General features: G+C 40.4%; 2 protein-coding genes. Both read right to left on the bottom strand.

Features of this window, described 5'->3' with window-relative positions:
• Positions 1-1,004: ABC transporter permease (locus ACRCJ0_RS13745; RefSeq protein WP_431390791.1), on the bottom strand; the 1,004-nt coding region annotated here is incomplete at its 3' end.
• Positions 994-1,577: ABC transporter ATP-binding protein (locus ACRCJ0_RS13740; protein ID WP_431390790.1), on the bottom strand; the 584-nt coding region annotated here is incomplete at its 5' end. The genes ACRCJ0_RS13740 and ACRCJ0_RS13745, both read right to left, overlap by 11 nt.

Here is a 1,577-nt window from a genome sequence, read left to right as displayed (position 1 = left end):
GTAATACTTAATAGAATAATCGGTGTGATCATTTTATTAACATCTTGTACATTTGAAACAAGTGATCCAAGGAAGGCACCTAACACTGAGTAGGTGATGATCCCCAAGAAGGCTAATAAACCGGACCAACCAATGATAGATGCTGAATTAGATAATAAGGCTGGAATTGTTTTGTCCCCTAATAGCGCTTGTAATTCTGCTGGCATTGGCGTGTTCATGATTGTGATAAAGATGATGCCTAGTAAGATTATGTAGAAGGCAACTTGTGTCAACAATACGAGGAAAATCCCCAACATTTTACCCATAAAATGTGTGGTTGATGAAATCGAAGATAGGACGATTTCCATGATGCGTGACCCTTTTTCTACGGCAATTTCTTGTGAAATGATGGAGATGTAGTTCATGACAAATATGAATACGATAAAGGATACAACATAGGCGACACCTTTTCGTACAATAGATTGAATGTCCTGGTCACTTTCGCTGGTACCGGATTCTAAATCAATGGTCTGGCTTTGGATGGCCACGTTTGAATTGATTAGGTGACTGGATTCTTCTTCCATCAGGCCTAATGCCTGCGACCGGTTGGATAATTGAATACTTTCTAATACAGTTTGGAAGCCGGTAGTTGAGATATTCTTTCCGGTATTACTTTTGTAGAATTCAGCTTGGATGGCTTCTGGATCACTTTCGTCAATGACTAGGTAGCCGTCAATTTCCTCGTTAACTAGTGCCTCTTCTGCCTGGTCTACATCTTGGTCAAAAATCAATTGGTTCTGGCCATTGTCTTCAGTTTTAATTGCACTGGCTGTTTGGTCAGTGGCACCAATGATGGACACCGTACCGATTGAATCAGAGGCAGTTGCCATACCGATAACACCTGAAATAATAGCCACTACAGCGACCATCAAGATTGGGCTTAGTAATAGCATGACAAATGACCATGAAAAGACATTTTTCTTGTAGACTTCTTCGATAATAATAGCTAAACGACTATTTCTCATGACGTCCACCTGCTTCCATTTTAAAGATTTCATCTAAGGTTGGTGGTTGTTGGCTAAAGGATTGAATGTATTCACCTTTTGAAATGGTCTTGAACAATTCTGGCCCTACATTTTCATCTGTTAGGATTAACTTATATTCCCCTGTTGTTAATTGGCTAACCGATCCCACCCCTGGTAAGGCGGATAAGGCTTCTTGATCCCAGCCCTCAGCTTGGACGAACAATCTTGTTTTCCCGTAGGCATCACGCACATCATTAATTGGTCCGTAGATTTTCTGCTCCCCGTTATGAATCATAATGACTGAATCACAGACATCTTGGACGTTGGCCATATTATGACTTGAAAAAATGATACATGCGCCTTGATCGCGCAGTCGTAAGATACCTTCCATCAAAAAGCCAGCATTCACTGGGTCTAATCCTGAAAATGGCTCATCTAAAATGACCAATTTTGGTTCATGGATTAAGGTGGCAATCAATTGGACCTTTTGTTGGTTGCCTTTGGATAAGGTTTTTATCTTATCTTTCCGGTCACCTTTAACATTGAAGTTTTCTAGCCATTCATCAATTTTGC

This window comes from Aerococcus sp. L_32, from assembly GCF_050689315.1.
The sequence above is the reverse complement of the archived record's forward strand: the minus strand, read 5'-3'. Positions and strand labels throughout refer to the sequence as shown.